This is a genomic window from Erysipelothrix anatis (assembly GCF_009828745.1).
In the GTDB taxonomy this organism is placed as follows: Bacteria; Bacillota_I; Bacilli_A; order Erysipelotrichales; family Erysipelotrichaceae; genus Erysipelothrix; species Erysipelothrix anatis.
In genome coordinates, this window is sequence record NZ_WTSX01000007.1 from 19750 (window position 1) to 36270 (window position 16521).

17 protein-coding genes, 1 tRNA gene and 1 riboswitch are annotated in these 16521 nt (G+C 37.5%); of the genes, 10 read left to right on the plus strand and 8 right to left on the minus strand.

The features are described from left to right. Nucleotides 1-140: 140 nt before the first annotated feature. The gene (locus GVV19_RS06290) at nucleotides 141-1112 is read left to right on the plus strand and encodes a lactonase family protein (RefSeq protein ID WP_201288193.1); all 972 of its coding nucleotides are present in this window, start codon (nucleotides 141-143) and stop codon (nucleotides 1110-1112) included. After that, nucleotides 1112-2005, plus strand: coding sequence for an ROK family protein (locus GVV19_RS06295; protein WP_159646456.1), 894 nt, complete (start codon nucleotides 1112-1114; stop codon nucleotides 2003-2005). The genes GVV19_RS06290 and GVV19_RS06295 overlap by 1 nt, the downstream gene beginning before the upstream one ends. 8 nt (nucleotides 2006-2013) lie before the next feature. Here GVV19_RS06295 and GVV19_RS06300 read toward each other — a convergent pair whose 3' ends face one another. From GVV19_RS06300 to GVV19_RS06310, 3 genes are all read right to left on the minus strand, one after another. Beyond that, nucleotides 2014-3459 carry a hypothetical protein gene (locus tag GVV19_RS06300; RefSeq protein WP_159646458.1) on the minus strand — a complete coding sequence of 482 codons (1446 nt, stop codon included), beginning with the start codon at nucleotides 3457-3459 and terminating at the stop codon, nucleotides 2014-2016. A 75-nt stretch (nucleotides 3460-3534) separates the two neighbouring features. Further along, the gene (locus GVV19_RS06305; RefSeq protein WP_159646460.1) at nucleotides 3535-4368 is read right to left on the minus strand and encodes an undecaprenyl phosphate translocase family protein; all 834 of its coding nucleotides are present in this window, start codon (nucleotides 4366-4368) and stop codon (nucleotides 3535-3537) included. Nucleotides 4369-4452: 84 nt separating this feature from the next. Next, nucleotides 4453-4977, minus strand: coding sequence for a type 1 glutamine amidotransferase domain-containing protein (locus GVV19_RS06310; protein ID WP_159633059.1), 525 nt, complete (start codon nucleotides 4975-4977; stop codon nucleotides 4453-4455). A 101-nt stretch (nucleotides 4978-5078) separates the two neighbouring features. Here GVV19_RS06310 and GVV19_RS06315 point away from each other — a divergent pair, with 101 nt between their 5' ends. The 4 genes from GVV19_RS06315 (at nucleotide 5079) to GVV19_RS06330 (ending at nucleotide 7493) form a co-directional block, all read left to right on the plus strand. Continuing rightward, a complete protein-coding gene (locus tag GVV19_RS06315; protein ID WP_159641707.1) occupies nucleotides 5079-5912 on the plus strand; it encodes a deoxyribonuclease IV in 834 nt (277 codons plus the stop codon). Between the two features lie 88 nt (nucleotides 5913-6000). After that, on the plus strand, nucleotides 6001-6441 hold the full coding sequence (locus tag GVV19_RS06320) for a LytTR family DNA-binding domain-containing protein (protein WP_159646462.1): 441 nt from the start codon (nucleotides 6001-6003) through the stop codon (nucleotides 6439-6441). Beyond that, nucleotides 6441-7292 (plus strand): LiaF transmembrane domain-containing protein, encoded by an 852-nt coding sequence (locus GVV19_RS06325; protein WP_159646464.1) that lies wholly within the window; start codon nucleotides 6441-6443, stop codon nucleotides 7290-7292. The genes GVV19_RS06320 and GVV19_RS06325 overlap by 1 nt, the downstream gene beginning before the upstream one ends. Before the next feature lie 117 nt (nucleotides 7293-7409). After that, nucleotides 7410-7493, plus strand: a tRNA-Leu gene (locus tag GVV19_RS06330). Between the two features lie 58 nt (nucleotides 7494-7551). Here the strand turns inward: GVV19_RS06330 and GVV19_RS06335 are convergent. Then, nucleotides 7552-8079, minus strand: coding sequence for a hypothetical protein (locus GVV19_RS06335; protein ID WP_159646466.1), 528 nt, complete (start codon nucleotides 8077-8079; stop codon nucleotides 7552-7554). Between the two features lie 660 nt (nucleotides 8080-8739). Here GVV19_RS06335 and GVV19_RS06340 point away from each other — a divergent pair. Further along, nucleotides 8740-8943: a cold-shock protein gene (locus tag GVV19_RS06340; protein WP_159633074.1), complete on the plus strand. Its 204-nt coding sequence runs from the start codon at nucleotides 8740-8742 to the stop codon at nucleotides 8941-8943. 46 nt (nucleotides 8944-8989) lie between these two features. On the opposite strand, the gene GVV19_RS06345 is transcribed toward GVV19_RS06340, so the two are convergent. Together GVV19_RS06345 and GVV19_RS06350 are read right to left on the minus strand one after the other, a co-directional pair. Next, nucleotides 8990-9304, minus strand: a complete 315-nt coding sequence (locus tag GVV19_RS06345) for an antibiotic biosynthesis monooxygenase family protein (RefSeq protein WP_159646468.1) — start codon at nucleotides 9302-9304, stop codon at nucleotides 8990-8992. Between the two features lie 182 nt (nucleotides 9305-9486). Continuing rightward, the gene (locus GVV19_RS06350; RefSeq protein WP_159646470.1) at nucleotides 9487-10680 is read right to left on the minus strand and encodes a coenzyme F420-0:L-glutamate ligase; all 1194 of its coding nucleotides are present in this window, start codon (nucleotides 10678-10680) and stop codon (nucleotides 9487-9489) included. Nucleotides 10681-11003: 323 nt separating this feature from the next. Continuing rightward, nucleotides 11004-11170: riboswitch (Lysine riboswitch) on the plus strand. A gap of 68 nt (nucleotides 11171-11238) precedes the next feature. Here GVV19_RS06350 and GVV19_RS06355 point away from each other — a divergent pair. From GVV19_RS06355 to GVV19_RS06365, 3 genes are read left to right on the plus strand one after another with little or no spacing between them, the layout of a single operon-like run. Then, nucleotides 11239-12786, plus strand: coding sequence for an ABC transporter substrate-binding protein/permease (locus tag GVV19_RS06355; protein WP_159646472.1), 1548 nt, complete (start codon nucleotides 11239-11241; stop codon nucleotides 12784-12786). Nucleotides 12787-12801: 15 nt separating this feature from the next. Then, on the plus strand, nucleotides 12802-13548 hold the full coding sequence (locus GVV19_RS06360) for an amino acid ABC transporter ATP-binding protein (RefSeq protein WP_159633086.1): 747 nt from the start codon (nucleotides 12802-12804) through the stop codon (nucleotides 13546-13548). Beyond that, nucleotides 13548-14726, plus strand: a complete 1179-nt coding sequence (locus tag GVV19_RS06365) for a M20 metallopeptidase family protein (RefSeq protein ID WP_159646474.1) — start codon at nucleotides 13548-13550, stop codon at nucleotides 14724-14726. Before GVV19_RS06360 ends, GVV19_RS06365 begins: the two co-directional genes overlap by 1 nt. 34 nt (nucleotides 14727-14760) lie before the next feature. Here GVV19_RS06365 and GVV19_RS06370 read toward each other — a convergent pair whose 3' ends face one another. Together GVV19_RS06370 and GVV19_RS06375 are read right to left on the minus strand one after the other, a co-directional pair. After that, the gene (locus GVV19_RS06370; protein ID WP_159646476.1) at nucleotides 14761-15618 is read right to left on the minus strand and encodes a hypothetical protein; all 858 of its coding nucleotides are present in this window, start codon (nucleotides 15616-15618) and stop codon (nucleotides 14761-14763) included. Between the two features lie 11 nt (nucleotides 15619-15629). Next, nucleotides 15630-16427 carry a GNAT family N-acetyltransferase gene (locus GVV19_RS06375; protein WP_159646478.1) on the minus strand — a complete coding sequence of 266 codons (798 nt, stop codon included), beginning with the start codon at nucleotides 16425-16427 and terminating at the stop codon, nucleotides 15630-15632. Nucleotides 16428-16521 lie beyond the last annotated feature (94 nt).

Below are 16521 nucleotides of genomic sequence, written 5' to 3' on the forward strand. Positions count from 1 at the left end.
CTACTTTTCAATTCATTGTGATAAATGGTCACAGGTTTTCACATATTATTGTTTTTTTACGATGGTTATGAAAATAATTACCATGATTCGCTTTTATAGATTCTATGGTATCATGATAAAAAAGGAGATTGATTATAATCATGCAAAAAATACTAATCGGTACATATACACGACGCATTAGCGAGGGTATCTACAGCATTGACCTCAATGAAGATACAAAAAAATTAGAGAATTTAAACCTGGTTGCTCCAGCACAAAACCCAACCTATCTTGATTTTGATGCTAATACTGGCAAACTCTACAGTGTTCATCAAGAAGATTCTTTGGGTGGAATTGCTATTTGGGATTTTGACGGTACGCATGCAACTCTAGACTACACACGAATGACAGAAGGTGTCCAACCGTGCTACGTTCGCTATCATGACACTGAGAAATCAATTTACGAAGCGAATTATCATGCCGGTTCGATAACCGTAACTCACAATAAGATTGAAGATAAAGTAATCCGTTACCAAGATGGTGCGCATGCTCATTACATTGACTACGATCCTAAAACCGATGATGTCTTTGTTTGTGATTTAGGAAATGATACAGTTCATAAATACCGTTTAATGAATGAAATCGCGACCTATAAAACGGCAACCGGAATGGGACCTCGACATATTGCATTCCATCCAACACAGCCTGTTCTTTATATCTTTGGTGAATTGAACAGTACCATTGACGTTGTGCAAGATGATGATTTTGATCTTATCCATTTACAAACAATTTCGACGCTTCCTGAAACATCGATTGAAAGCTTCGGTGCAGCTATTCGTATTTCAAAAGACGGAAACTATGTTTATGCATCAAATCGCGGTCATGACTCAATCGCTATTTTTAAAGTTAATGAAGATTTTACATTAACTTTCTTAAACACTGTTTCGACAGAGGGAAAACATCCACGTGACTTTAACTTAAGTCTGGATGATCGTTTCTTAGTCGTAGCAAACTTACACACAGACAATCTCACACTCTTTGAACGCGACCCCGAAACAGGACTCCTTTCTTTAGTTGAGAAAGACATTCATGCGCCTGAACCAGTTAGTGTTTTATTTATCAATACCAAGTAATGATACTTAGCATTGACATTGGTGGCACATTTATAAAGTTTGCGCGTCTTACTGAAAACTACGCAATGCAAGCATCCTGGAGCATAGATACATTCGCACTGACGGATTCCACACTTTTTTATGATTCCCTAGTTGCTAATATGGGGAATCTACAAGACGTCAAACAGATCGCGATTTGTCTACCAGGTATTGTTTCTGATACCTACGACGTCCTTTCCAAGGCATCCCCTCGAGTGAGATCATTGTATGGCACAAATGTCGCGCATGAAATTACCAAACGAACCGGCTTAACGGTTTTTGCCTGTAATGATGCGTATGCAGCTGCAATGGGTGAATTTCATTTTGGTTCACTCAAAAACACTAGCAGTTCATTTACCTATATTATTGGAACTGCGGTTGGTGGTTGTTTTATGATTGGTGATTCGATTCAGAAAGGCACCGACAATTATGCTGCCAACATCTCTATGATGCCGCTATCTTTTAACGAAGATAAACCAATATGGACCTATACGCGTTGTTCCGCAAGTGCACTTTATCATCGTTACCATGCATATTCAAAACGTCCACTGCCTTCTGCTAAGGCAATCATCGAGGCTGCAGAAATAAACGACGATGCAGCTCACGTTGTTGATCAGTGGATCGCTGATATTGCACATTCCTTACTTCAGGTGAGTATAGCATATGACCCGCAACATATCTCAATTGGTGGTGGTGTTTCGAATAACTCATGCCTTGTGCAACGCATTGAGTACGCTTATCTTGAAATCGTGCAACAGTATTTCCATACACCACCACTCAGTACAAAAATTGTACGATTCCAAAATCCACAACATGCACATTTGCTTGGTGTTGCTTATTTGGCCAATCAGAAAAAAACAACATCAGAAATTTGACGTTGTTTTTATTTGCATGAGAATCCAACGTTTCGTAATGGATCTACGACTGACTCTTTTTTCTCTTGCGTTGCTTGCGTACCTTTAATAACTACGGAATCTTGTTGAACCTTGCCATTCAAAGACGTGATGTTTGTAAAGTGATAACTTGTGTATTTTTTTATAGGACCTGCCTCGGCATCTTGCTCAAATTCAAATATAAATACTAACGATCCATTCGAATAATTTTCAAAATTTTCATTTGTTGTAATTGTATCTGTATAGCAAGTATTTACAACTTTGAAGTTTCGAGCATCTTCTTGACCTTTTTTATAATCTGATTCAATACCAAGTTGCGCCTGTTGTTTCATTGTATCAAGTGTATCAATATCTCCAATGGTTCGTGGTGTTTCGACTAAGCCTTGAATCGTAATTGTTTTGGTTTCAGATAATAAGGTCACATCCTGCTGTTGAAGTGCCTTTCGAGTCTGATTTGGAATATCTAATTCTAATAGAAGAGTATCACCGTTTCGATATTTTTTTGTCTCAATTGGTTTAACCTTAATCTGTTTTAGAATTGTATTTTGCGTGTCATCAACATTATCAAATATAGGGTCGATGGTTGTGTTTACGGCAATTAAATCACCTTCTGTTATATAGGAAACACTGATATTCTCGAAGAAATCAATGGTATTATCGTCCGTCAAGCCTGTGACAGTCAGCGTTTGTGATCCCAACTTAAGATTGTAGCGGTGTTCCTTTAATATTTCAATTTGGGAATCATCGGGGGCAATTTTTATCGAAACAACATCGCCATTTTTCAAGTTTTCATTTGGTGTAATTTCAACCTTGACTGCCTTTAAAACTTCTTTTACCGGATCGGGTCCATCAAAAATCATTGCTTCACGATTATCGACATAGTGACCTGCACCATTTGAACCAGTCAATGAAATTGTTCGAAGTGATAAGAAATCTAATTGTTTTTCATTCATGTATTGATTCCAAAAAATGTAGCCACCACCAGCGATGACTGCCATTATAATTAAACTTAGGATAACCGGAATAATATTCCGTTTTTCTGTATGTTGCTCCTGCTTTCGATTCCTTGATTCTTTTTCAACACTGTCCTTAAATCTATCTTTCTCTTTGGATTGAGAATCTTCCTTTGGCTTTCGTTTTGATTGGTGTTTTTGCTTGCGCTTTTTCGACTTACCATTTGAGTGACTCGACGAAGTTCTTTCAGAATTATTTTCTTTTGAATTGTTTATAGATTCTTTAGATACATCTTCTACTTCCTGTTCAAAGTGTTCACCCTCCATCATTTCAAGGTTCACCTCATCCGCTAGTTCTTGCGAGTCCTTCCCCAGTATATTATCTTCTGTATTGGTATCGATAGTTTCACGACTATCTTTTTTATTGTCTTGCATCCATGCAACCTCCATGTTTACAGTTCTATTATTTATTGTAGAATTCATCTTAGCATCTTTCAATGGCGTTAACACTTACTCACATGAGTTCACACGAAAAAAGCAATTGCTTGCTACAATTGCTTACATTTCTGAGGCTTCCTCGAGTTTCAACGCAGTTTTTTTGAACCGCGTCACACATACAAAACCGATAATTGCGACTCCAATGGCTATCATGCCTTCTGGTAATGATTGAATACCAAGTTCCTTAACAATTCCATAGACTGATCCTAAAACGAGTCCATAAATAATCTTGTAGATAAGGTTGGGATAATTCTGTAGTGCTGAATCAATCAGCGTTGTAAATAAGACAACCCCAATAAGAATACCAATAATGAGGGGTAACAAAAACATAAAATCCAAGGTTGAGATTGCTCGTAACGTACGCTCATACAAACCAAACACCAACAACAAATATGACGTTGAAAGTCCTGGAAGGATTAGTGCAACAGAAATTGGAATACCGATTATGATAAGTTGGATCCAATTTTGAAGCGATAGATTAGCGTCTACCTGAATCGTAAGAGACGGTAAGAAGTAAACACCTGCCGTCAACAGAATGCCTATTAGATACGGAATGAGACTTTTGATTGATTTTACTTTGTTTGTAATCTGTTTATCAATCTCTATGAGACCACTTAAAATTACCCCTAAGAAAAACGACATTGTGAGTGTATTAAAATTGATCAGCAGGTAATCAATAACACCTGCGAACGCGAGAATACCCAGACCAATCCCCAATGTCATAACAAGATAATATTTGAGGCGATATGCACGAAAATGCAAGAGTTCGTTAAGAGCATGCACTGCATCATCGAAAACATTCAGTATTAACATCATCGTTCCGCCACTCAGTCCGGGTATTAAAAATGAAACGCCAATAAGAACGCCTTTTATAATTGTAATTGCGAATGTCATAATCCACCTCATTTCTAATTCATTATACGGTGGATTGCTCTGACATAGACTATCATTATCGTAAGAAAACTCTCTTTCGAGAGTTTACTGTTTTTTTAGCGCTTCAATTACAAGTGGCAAATAGATATGCAAATCTGGGGGGCGACGCCCGGATATAACATGACCATCCGCAACTGCTGGTTCATCTACCCATGTTGCTCCAGCATACATTAAATCATGTTTAATTCCCGGCGTACTTGTTACCGTTTTTCCTTCAAGAATTCCGGCTGAAGATAAAACCCAGCCTGCATGGCAAATTTGACCGATGACGCGTTTTTCTTTATCCATGTAACGAATAAACTCAAGAACAGAGTCTAAACGTCTTAAGTAGTCGGGAGCCCAACCTCCAGGCACCAAAATACCATCATACTGAGTAATATCAACTTCATCGAATGATAGGTTGGATACTACAGATAGGCCATACTTCCCTTTATACGTTGTATCGGCATGCTCACCTGCAATATCTACATGAGCACCTGCTTCACGAAGTCGAATAATCGGATACCAAAGTTCCAAATCATCGTAGTCTGGGCTTACGATTGTTAGAACGCGTTTTCCATTTAATTCCATGCGACACCTCTTTCTATATTCACTTGTTATTATATCATAGTATTCTCACATACTCTCATAAGACGAATATGATAGAATAAATACATCATTAGGAGGTTCTTATGTTTTATATAGGAAGTCATTTATCATTTTCAAAAGGTTATGAAGGTTTAGGAAAAGAAGCCTTGAACATTGGAGCGAATACATTCCAATTCTTTACCCGTAGTCCCCGTGGTGGTAAAGCGAAACCACTCGATTTAGATGATGTTGCGAAACTCAATGCCATTATTGAAGCAAACGATTTTAAACATATATTGGCACATGCACCCTACACTTTGAATGCGTGCAGCGATAAGCCACACACACGAGAATATGCTGAGGAAGTAATGCGGGATGATATTTATCGTATGAGTTTTATCAAAGGGAGTCTTTATAACTTCCATCCCGGAAGTCATGTTGGTCAAGGGGTTGAACCCGCAGTTGTTATGATTTCAGATATGCTCAATCGAGTACTTGATCCAAACCAAGAAACAATTGTGCTACTCGAAACAATGGCAGGTAAAGGTTCTGAAGTTGGACGCACATTTGAGGAGCTCAAAGAAATTATTGACCGTGTGGAAGTCAAAGAAAAACTCGGCGTTTGCTGGGACACATGTCACCTCTATGATGCAGGTTATGATCTCGTCAACGATCTTGATGGAGTTATCGCAGAATTTGACCGCATTATCGGTTTGAACAAACTTCACGCAATACATATTAACGATAGCAAAAATCCATTTAAATCGCATAAAGACCGTCATGAAAAAATTGGTCAAGGGTCACTTGGTTTGGATGCCTTTGTAAATATTATAAATCATCCCAAACTACGCCATTTGCCATTTTACTTAGAAACACCCCAGGACGATAACGATGGTTACCGTCAAGAAATTGAATTACTCCGTCAAAACCGAAAATAATGCAACTTAACGCATGTATCTTTCATCTTACCGGATTTACCACATTATTTAACATTTTTTTGCTACGATACACATAGAGGAGGCAGACATGAAAATTCGAATCATTGAAAATCCAGAATTAGCAGATGATGACGTGATTGTCGAATGTCATGCGCTGACTTCTGAGATTCAAAGTTGGATTCAAAAGTTTCATACAGAGGCAATCGTCGTATCTAGTGATGATCGTGATATAACACTCAACACAGATGACGTTCTATTCTTTGAAACTGAGGCAGAGAGTGTTTTCGCTCATACGAGTCGAGATTCTTACCGAACACGATATCGTTTGTATGAATTGGAAGATAAATTACCCAATACATTTGTAAGAATATCTAAATCAGCCATTGTGAATATTAATCATGTGGCAGCGATTGAACGAAACATTACCTCTGCACGGTCCATTCAGTTCTTTGACTCTCACAAAATAGTGTACGTATCACGTATGTACTTCCCAAATGTGAAAAAGCATTTGGACGAAAGGAGCTTATAATGAAAAGAAAAAGCGGTAGTCTTTACTGGGGTTTCTTCTTCATAGTTATTTCGGTTGTTATTTTTGGATCCGCATTTAACCTTTTTGAAGTAGGAAACAGTATTTTTAGAATTATTGTAACAGCAATGCTGGTTGCATTTGCAATTAGCAATTTGAAGGATTTAAATTATGGTGGAATTATTATGCCACTTATCATTGCTTTTGCCTTAAATGATGATCTCTTCTATTTTAGAGGAAACATCTGGTGGCTCATTTGGGGTGGTATCTTCCTAAGTATCGGATTACATTCCCTTTTCCCAAGAAAAAAGCACAACTTTGAGTTCTTCAGTGAAACTTATGATGCACCAAAATCCGACTATAATCGTCACGACTTCAACGATGATGATATCATTGACGTTGAGGTAAACGTTGAAAATGGAGATGGTAGCAAGCAAAATTTCACCTTTAGTTCTGACGGAACCAAAGAAGGCACAAACTTCAACAAAGAAAACAATCACGAAAAGCAATATGACGCACGTCAGGACTTTATAAGAATGGAAGCAACCTTCACTGACCGCACACGTTATGTTCGCTCAGAGAACTTTACAGACGGATCAGTCGAGTGTAACTTCGCATCATTACGCGTATACTTTGATCAAGCAAAATTTAATCCTAATGGATCACACCTAAATATCGATTGTAATTTTGGACAAATTGTCCTCTACATTCCTCATACTGTGAATGTAATTAACAACGTCACAACAACCCTTGGTGGTATATCAGATTCAACACATCATATGCCACAATCGGGTCCAACATTAACACTCAATGGAGACGTTTCATTCGGTAATTTGAAGATCTATTATATCTAATTAAAGGCGGAAAATATCCGCCTTTAATTATTTTAACTTTTATGTTAAAACCTATTGCGCTTTTGTAAAATGAATGTTATTATCTATAGGCACTAAGGAATTAAACACAGCAAACATGCGGATGTGGTGAAATTGGCAGACACACTAGACTTAGGATCTAGCGCCTTGTGCATGGGGGTTCGAGTCCCTTCATCCGCACCATAAATTTTAAAACAAAGAACCAATTTCGAGGTTCTTTTTATTTAGTTCACGAAAATAATTAATTAAGCTTACAATAAATCATCAAAGTGGTGGTCACTTCGCGTATCATAAGTAATCCAAACACAGGGAGTACGTTCCCATCATAAATCTGGTACAACACCACAAAAAAGAAAAGACTATCCAGAAATATTAAAACAATATTCCGAAACCATACATTTCCTCTAAAATCTTTGTATTTTGTCATTCCGTCTGAAAACAAGAGGATTTCAATACATGCCCTTAACAACATTAAAAAGATTATCTTCATATCTTCAAAGCTAAATACTGTCGACAAAATGAAATAGAATAAGACTTGATCAAGTGCGATTGCAAATGCAGTAACAAAGGGCTTTCTTGACGTATCTGTATCTTGGTTATTATGTAATGCAGAATTTCTCAAAATGATAAATCCTGCTCTTAAGATGAGCATTAAAACCACTGCAGCAGAGTCATCGTACTTAACACTACTCAAAACTATATAGAAGAATGAAATATCAAAAGCAATGATAATGCTGTCACGATAGTTTCTTATTATATTTTTTACCATTCTCTTCCCTCTAGTACCTTAGTACACCCATATATCTGCATTATAGCAGTGTCTTCCATCTTTTTTTGATATGTACGATTAGGTTGATGATTTTATCGCCTAGATTGCACCTTTGGTTATTAAATGGCTAACCTGCGCATTTTGGTGTTTAGGTTGTAGAAAAAACTCCAATCAATAATGATACCATTATAGTAGGAAGGTACTTTGTATGAATAAACACTCTAAATTTACACTATTATTGTTAATTGGCGGCCTTTATTTACTCGGTCACCTATTTCCTGACTTCTATACTGTATTCACAACATTCGTCTTTTGGAGTTGTATTGTTTTCGCAGTCATCTACATTATTTCGGCCATTCGCCTGCAAATGAGATTAAAACACTACAAACGCTTCGAGAAGTAGTTTCCAAACTTCAATAGCATTCCAAAATATATACAATAATTTGCAAATTAGTTGTGAAGATTGATTTCGTTTGAACGTTTCCATGCTATATTTTAGACATATGATGCATTCCTAAATTATGTCTTGTCACCTACCGGAAAATCATTTGACAAACCATAGGTATTATCCTATGATTATACTAGAAATAAGAACTCAACGTTTATATAATGTCTATTATTAAACTGTTTAAACCTTATTCTAGACAGGAGGCACTATATATGGAAACAGGTAAAGTTAAATTCTTTAATGCTGAAAAAGGTTTCGGTTTCATTACAAATGATACAGATAACCAAGACGTGTTCGTACACTTCTCAGCTATCGAATCAACAGGATACAAAACTTTAAACGAAGGACAAGCAGTTAGCTTCGACATCGTTGAAGGACAACGTGGTCCTCAAGCAAGTAACGTAAGACCGTTATAATGACAAAAGCTCTCACAATTAGTTGTGAGAGCTTTTTATATCTTACCTATTGATTCCATTCATCCGTAACTTCGAAATGCGTAGCACTGTACTTCAAGATTTTGGGATTCGGTGTTCTTTTTTTATGAGACTGTAAGTGCGCATCACTTTTCTTAAAATTCATAAATGCTTCCTTGCTTTCCCAAGTAAAAGAGATAACAACTAAATCATAATCTGGATTGCTTGAGTTTAGCCCCATTTCGATTGATTCAAATCCAGGTAATCCTTTAACAATTGAGTTTTCCATAAAATTTGTCATATGGATTTGACTGTAATCTTTAGTGACTTCAAAGCGTTTAATTTCTTTGTATTTATGTAACATCGTTGATCCTCCTATTATTTGATCATACTCTATATTTTTTTATCTTTTAACCCGTAAACACCAAGGTAAATCGCTTGACCTTTTTGTCCATGTGAGATATTATATCAATGCACTCAACGTGCACAGTTTATTACACACACATGCTAGAAAGCCCTGGATCCCCATCCAGGGCTTTCTGTATGTTACTCGTCTGAAAGATTATCGAAATAACCTTGAACAAATACGATCGGGGTTCCTTTGTCACCCGAGCCACTTGTGAGATCACATAGTGACCCAACGAGGTCTACGATACGACGTGGTGTCGTTCCCTGCGCAGCCATTTGGCCAACAAGGTCATCTCCTTTTTCTTTGATTGAAGCTTCGATAGCTTCTTTAAGAGCCTCACCTGTTAAATCTTTAAAATCATTATCTGCTAAATACTTGAGTTTCAATTCATTAGGTGTTCCCTCAAGTCCTTTTGTATATGCAGGAGCAACAGTAGGATCCGCTAGTTCCCAAATTTTACCCATTGGATCTTTGAATGCACCATCTCCATAAACCATGACTTCCACATGTTTTCCAGTTGCTTCAAGCATACGTTTTTGGATGTCTTCAACAAGCCCAAAACTATTATGTGGGAACAACTTAACAGAATCTTCTGTTGATTTGTTTGACCCTAAAAGACCAAACTCAGCATTGTATCCACTTCCATCAACACTCTCAGTCAATATATCATCTAAACCAAGTACGAGTTCTGCACCTTCACGTTTTAAGATACGTTTGGTACATGCACGTGAATGAATGTCACAAGCCAGAACATGCTTTGTATAATTTAAGATTGTCTCACAGCGATTTGAGAATACAATTTCAACTTCTGCACCTTCTGCTTCAATTATTTCACCATAATATGCAACATAATCTACACCAGTAAATGAATGTTTGTTTTCGCCAAATAATGCGCGATATTGCTCCAGTGTCAAAACATCACTATAAGGATTAACTCCAGCTTCATCTAATTGGTCAAGCGTAACCAATTCGTTACCGACTTCATCGGATGGAAAACTGAGCATGAGCACAACTTTTTTAACACCTTGTGCAACTCCTTTGAGTAACATTGAAAAACGGTTTCGTGATAAGATTGGAAAAATTACTCCAATTGTATCTGTTCCAAACTTGGTTCGGATATCCTTTGCAATCGCATCTACATCAGCGTAGTTACCTTGAGCACGCGCTACAATTGATTCTGTCATCGCAATAATGTCACGATCACGAACCTCAAAATTATCACTCTTGCTTGCTTCGAGGATGCTTTGTGTTACGATCGACGCTAAGTCATCTCCTTCTCGAATAATTGGACCACGAATTCCACGTGAGACTGTACCAACTTTTCTTCCCATGTTAGTATACCTTCCTTTTCTTTTTTCATAGAAACAGTATTTATACTGAGAACAGATGTTCTTGTTCCTGTACTATTCTATCATGTGTGGGATTGATATGAAAGAACGACTTGAAGATGTAACAAATTTCATGAATTGGATACGCTTTCTTATCTGAATTATTGTTCAAAGATAACATTTTTAAAATATCTATTTATATTCAGGTTAAAAATGTGTCTATTAAGAAGGGGTCTTTCAATGAAAAACTCTGAAACAAACAACTTAATATTGAAAAACCATCATTATGCTTGACTATCTTTACATTAAACGGTATGGTTAATGAAATTGAATATAGAGGTAGCGGTGCATCAGAGTATGAAGTCGAGTAGGTATACGTTGACGCTTCAGAAAGGTAACCATCGCCGAATAGATTAATTAGACATAATTAACCTATGGGGTTAGTGAAAATATCACTATCACTCGATCCATTCGGATTGGCACTATGAAACTAAAACTCTAGCCAACCGCTAGAGTTTTTCTATTCCCCCAACCATCATTCAATTTGATAGGAGGATTACTATGAGAAGGATAGTAACAGTATTTGCTGTAATGCTTCTGGTATTAGTTGGTTGTGGTGTAAAACCAACAGATCGAGAAACATTTACAGTTGGTATGGAGTGTGGTTATGCACCGTATAACTGGACTCAATCAGAATCAAATGATTCTGCAGTTGCGATTGATGGCAACCAGTTTTGTGAAGGATATGATGTCCAAATTGCAAAACGTGTAGCAGCATCAATGGATAAAGAATTGGTGATTCGTAAGACGAGTTGGGATGGATTGATCCTTTCCCTTCAAACCGGAGAGATTGATGCAATCATTGCGGGAATGTCTCCAACTGATGAGCGTAAAAAAGAAGTTGCGTTTAGCAATGTCTATTATCTTGATGACGAAACTGCATTTGGTATTGTCGTCAAACGGGATGGCCCCTTTAGTCAAGGAAAAACTTTAAAAGACTTCGAAAATGCGCGTGTGTCTGCGCAAGTCGGTACATTCCACACTGAATTATTGGAACAACTTGAGAATATTGATGCAGCACAAGCCATGAAAGATTTTCCAACAATGACAGTTGCCCTACAATCTGGAGAATTAGATGGATTCGTTGCTGATAGTGGTACTGGCGACCGTATTAATGCAACTAATAAAGACTTGATGTATATCCAGTTGGATGGACCTGAAGGATATACGGTCACTGAATCAATGGCTGGGGTTGCTATTGGTCTTCGTAAAGAAGATACCCAACTTCTAAATGAAGTTAATGATGCACTCGCTCTTATTTCCCGTGACACACAAAAAGAATTGATGAATACAGCGGTGAATGCAGGAGATTTTTCAACTGGAAATTTCTTTGAACAAGTAATGACCATTTTATCGCATAATTATCCAGCTTTAATTCGTGGAACGCTTACCACTATTGGGATTTCGTTTACCGCAACATTGATTGGATTTATTATTGGACTTCTCGTTGCAATTTCACGAAACACAAAAGTTACGAATGCAATTGCCTCAGTCTATATTACCGTCTTCCGTGGAACCCCAATGATGGTACAAGCATTAGTCTTCTATTATGGGATTTCAATGATGTTTACAGGATTCCGTTGGTCTAACTTACCAATGGGTAACATACTTGCAGGGATTATCATTGTAAGCATCAATACCGGTGCTTATATGGCTGAAACTATGCGAAGTGGTATTCAAGCCATTGATGATGGACAGTTTGAAGCAGCTAAAAGCCTTGGCTTTACGCGCTGGGAGACAATGCGTCACATTATCTTGCCACAAGCAATTAGAAATGCAATCCCAGCATTAGGTAATGAATTAATCGTTAATGTTAAAGATACATCCGTTCTTAATGTTATTGCAGTAACCGAACTTTTCTTCGTTTCAAATGGAATTGCATCTACGACGTATCAAGTATTCCAAACATTCACGATTACGACAGTAATTTATTTAGTCCTAACTACATTCTTAACGCTATTACTTCGCTTTATCGAATTGAAACTTGATAAAACAAAAACTGAGGCAAGTAGCTATCCATCATCAATTACTGATGGACAAAATATATAGAAAGCAGGTAATCTTATGACAGAAACACCATTGGTATCCATTCAAAATCTACATAAAAGTTTTGGATCCCTTGAGGTATTAAAAGGTGTCACGCTCGATGTCAATCGGGGTGATGTCGTATCCATTATTGGTTCATCAGGTTCAGGAAAATCGACATTGTTACGATGCATTAACGATTTGGAATCCTTTGATGATGGTGATGTCGCCATTGATGGAACCTCAATTCGTCAATTAAAAGGACGCGAACTCAACACAAGCGTCGGGATTGTATTTCAAAACTTCAATCTTTTCAATAATTTAACAGTACTTGAGAACTGTGTTAAGCCACAAATGGTTGTCCTAAACCGTACACGTGAAGCTGCTGAGGCAACAGCCCTCGATTTACTTCGTAAAGTTGGTATGGAACAGTTTGCTAATAAAAATGCCATTCAACTATCAGGAGGACAAAAACAACGAGTTGCGATTGCACGTGCACTCGCGATGAATCCCAAAGTATTGTTATTTGATGAACCAACAAGTGCTCTTGATCCTGAGATGGTTGGTGAAGTATTACAAGTAATGAAAGATCTTGCCAATGAATCACTAACAATGATCGTTGTCACTCATGAAATGGGGTTTGCACGCGATGTTTCATCACACGTTGTTTTTATGGACAATGGCGTTGTGCTTGAATCCGGAACCCCCGAAGCAATTTTCAATAATCCTCAAGAAGTACGTACACAAGCTTTTTTAGCAAGATATAGAAACCAAGGAGCTCAATAATGACACATTCAAATATCAAAAAATATGCACATCAATTTTTGCCAGCAATGCAAGAGGCACGTCGCTTCTTCCACCAAAACCCCGAACTTGCACACGAAGAATATGAAACTCAAAAATATATTCAACAAACACTTGATGCTTTAGGAATCGAGAATCATCAATTATTTGGTACCGGTGTCGTTGGACTTATTCAAGGTGCACACCCTGGAAAAACTGTACTACTTCGTGCAGATATGGATGCTTTACCAATCCATGAAGAGGCAGATGTTCCCTATCGTTCAGGTATTGATGGAAAAATGCATGCTTGTGGCCATGACGGTCATACGGCCGGTCTTTTAGGAGCAGCGATGATTCTAAATGAAATGAAAGATTCTATTCATGGTAATGTTAAACTCATGTTTCAACCTGCTGAGGAAACAGACGGCGGTGCACAACCGATGATTGATGAAGGCATTCTTCTAAATCCAACCGTTGATGCTGCATTTGGTTTACATCTTGCGGGTGACGTAGAACATGGAAAACTCCAAGTCCGTTATGGTGCAATGTATGGAGCTCCTGATGAATTTGAAATCGTAATTCGTGGTCGTGGTGGTCATGCGGCGAGTCCAGAACAAACAATTGATCCAATCAGCATTGCAGTTCAGTTTATTCAAAACGCACAGCACATCCTTACACGCCGCATTGATCCAGTTAAGCCTGCAGTCATCTCCTTCACAAAAATACATGCTGGTGATGGTTTAAATGTAATTCCAGAAGTATGCCGCATTGGCGGTACAATTCGAACATTATATCCAGATACACGAGCAATTGTGTCAGAAATGTTGGAACAAACTCTAAATGCATCCTGTGAGCTACACGGTGCAACGTATGAATTTAGTTTCCTACCATCATATCCACCATTAATTAACAATCAAGAAATGACGGCTTTAGTTCAGGATAGCTTAAGTGGGTACTTTGGTGCTGACCAAGTTATTGAAAAAGAGTTCCCGACACTTGGTGCTGAGGACTTTGCATTCTTAACACTTGCAGTACCTGCATCCTATTATAATGTCGGCATCAACCGCGAGGGCTACGACGAGCCGGTTCATCACCATCCGAAATTTGCATGGGATGACGAAGTCTTAGAAGTCACAAGTGCTTCTTTAGCAACCGTAGCATTAGATTTCTTAAATCAGTAAATTAAAAGGGAAAGCGAGTCATTCGCCTTCCCTTTTAATTTTCATATACAACATCTTGGTATGTTGACGTTTTGGTAAAAATTATACCTGCAATCGCAACAACTACTAACACGCCAATAGTAATCAAATAAGGGGTGTTAGAAATTACTGATGATGAAACTTGAACTCCTAGTCGGGAAATCATTGATTTTGTGATCATCGTTGCAACAATATACGTTGGATACAACAAAATTGCTGATGCGATTGATGCTCCCACGATATATGGAATCCAGAAATAATGACGTTCTAACACAAAGAGTAACACTATTAATGCTATCAGAACACCGGTAGCAACACCAATGAGAAGTGGACTGTTTGAATTAAACCAGCGGGTTAATTCAAGCACTTGTTGTTGGCGAGGCGTTAGATTTTTGGTTACTTCAGTCAGAACCGTGTCATAGACCGTTTTCACATCATAACCAACAAGCACTGATTCCATTTCTGTTCGGATCGTTTCAGTCGTAATCGTTTGACCCGTTACTGCTTCAATTTCTTTCGAATAATTTCCAATGATTGCACTCATATTATCCAGAAGTTCTTTTTCATTAAAAGAAGAGGTTCCATTTAAAATGTCTTGGTACGCGCCACCGATTTGTTGGTTAATAGCCGCCTCAATTTCAGGATCTTTGGAAATCTGTTCAACAACCTGTGTGACTGTGTCCCGATATTCAACAGGAACATTTTGAAAGATTGGTTCGATGAGCTTGGTTGGTTCAAGTTTTTCGACAATTTCAGTTGTTGGAAACATCGTTTCTGGATTCTTAACAAGACTCTGAGCCGCTACAAGATTAACAAGTGCAACTGTCGTAATGACCATGATCATAACAATAAAAATACTCAATGCTTTTTTCATAGGATACTCCTTTAGATTGTCAATTCCATTTGATATTGATACGTATATGCATTAAATCCAAATAATTCCAACAACTTAATAACATCTTCGGCATACGTTTCAATATTGTTGATGGTTAGTGTTTCATACATATTTGATGCATTAAATAGTAATGCTTGTAATTGGTCAGGATGGGAATATCCAAAATGACGAATGGATCCGTTGTTGAGCATCGCTATAAAAGCAACGATTTCACCATTTTCTTGAATCGTGTAAATATTTTGATTTTGCGGTGTTCCAATATAATTAGCAAATGATGGATGATGATTCTCAAGATGACGTAACGACGATACATCCGACCCAAAGTCTAAATTCAATTCATACGGAGTCGTAGGTTTTGTCTTTACACTCCCTTTGTAGCAATTGTAAGTCGCTGTGACTTCAAATCCGTTTTTCTTATATGTTTTAATGGCATTGGTATTATCCTTCAGAACTTCTAACTGATATGTATCAATTCCAAACATATTAAAATAACTCAATGCTGCTTCAAACATCATCGTGTACAATCCTTGTTTTCGATAACGAGAAACGATTCCGGTCATCACATTGTAAGCTACTGCACCGTTCAAGGCATGGATTACAAAGCCAACAAGTTCTTCTTCATCATAGACTCCGAACGAATAATCTAAATTGGTATTCACACCTTCAAGTTTCGTTTTGAGTGTCTCTTGGGTGAATTCCATTGGTACTGGGTAATCTTGAAACGCTTCATTGATGGTTTTTACAAGTGATTCAAAATTCACATCACTTAACTGTTTTACTGCAATCATTCTTATACCTCACATTTAATTTATTTTACCATACCGGTCTATTTTTTCATAATTTATAACTCTTTGATACTGTAAAAAAAGAATCTCTTACGAG